Origin of the sequence: Pseudomonas urethralis (assembly GCF_021602465.1) — a bacterium.
Lineage (GTDB): Bacteria > Pseudomonadota > Gammaproteobacteria > Pseudomonadales > Pseudomonadaceae > Aquipseudomonas > Aquipseudomonas vlassakiae.
On sequence record NZ_BQIJ01000048.1, the window covers coordinates 1 to 1,277 of the forward strand.

The window sequence follows — 1,277 nt, forward strand, 5'->3', positions numbered from 1 at the left end:
CGAACTTTCATCTTTCCTGGATCATGCTCCAATCGGATCTGCACCGCTTCGACTACCGTTTCATGCTCCCAGCGCTTTAACCGGCGTTCCTTACCCGTCGTACACTGCTTCTGCATGGCGCAACTTTGGCAGCCCGAGAACCAGTAGCAGTGCAGCAACATGCCGTCTTCCACCGAAGAATGCCGGCGAGTCAGTAGCTGATCCGCAGGGCATCGGTATTCATCCGATGCAGCAATGTAGATGAAGTCCTGCTTGCCGAATCGGCCTTCCGCTTTGCTGCTTGATGTCAGCGGCTTCGGTACAAAAGTGGTGATCCCGGCCTGCTCGCAAGCAAGGATCTCCGGACCTTTGTAATAGCCTCGGTCGGCGACGACTGTCAGCGACTCAGCGCCGATCTCTTCGCGCGCCTGATTCGCCATATTGCTCAGTTGCGTTCGGTCATTGCCAACATTGGTGACTTCATGGGCAATGATCAGATGGTGTTTGTCATCGACTGCTGTTTGTACGTTATAGCCAACCGTGCCACTACCTCGGCCACTCGTGGCCATTGAGCGTGCATCAGGATCGGTAAGAGAGATTTGCTGATCTGGGCTGGCGTGAAGCTGCGCTTCAATGTCCTTGAGCTTCGTCATTTGCTGTTTCAGCTTCTCTATTTTTTCGCTCAGCCGTTCAACCTTGGCCTCGGCGACCTCGGGCGCTGCCCGATCCGCCGAATCCATCGCCGCAAGATAGCGGTCAATGCTCTGCTCGATCTGCTGTATGCGCGCCTTGATCTTGCCCTGGGTGAAGTTGCGGTCGCGGTTATTTACGGCTTTGAATTTGCTGCCGTCGATGGCAATGATCGACTGAGAGAAAAGATTGAGGTTGCGGCACAGCACTACGAATTGCCGGCACACGCTGCGAATGGCTTTACCGTTGTCTCGGCGAAAGTCGGCAATCGTTTTGAAGTCAGGAGCCAACCGGCCCGTTAGCCACATCAGCTCGACATTGCGCTCTGTCTCGCGCTCAAGCCGGCGGCTGGACTGAATCCGGTTGAGGTAGCCATAGATGTAGATTTTCAGCAGGACTGCTGGATGGTAGGCCGGACGCCCCGTTGCAGCCGGATCGACACCCTCGAAGCCGAGTGCTCCCAGGTCGAGTTCATCGACGAAAACGTCGACCACCCGAACTGGGTTTTCTTCGGTGATGTAATCATCCAGGCACTCCGGCAGCAGCGTGACTTGCGTCCGGACCTCACCTTCAATGAACCGCTTCATGATCGTCCCCGCCACGATCTC

1 protein-coding gene is annotated in these 1,277 nt (G+C 55.9%); it reads right to left on the reverse strand.

Annotation, left to right across the window (positions count from 1 at the left end; genetic code table 11):
• Positions 1-1,256: IS1182 family transposase (locus L6D64_RS28110; protein ID WP_176510283.1), on the reverse strand; the 1,256-nt coding region annotated here is incomplete at its 3' end.
• Between the last annotated feature and the right edge of the window lie 21 nt (positions 1,257-1,277).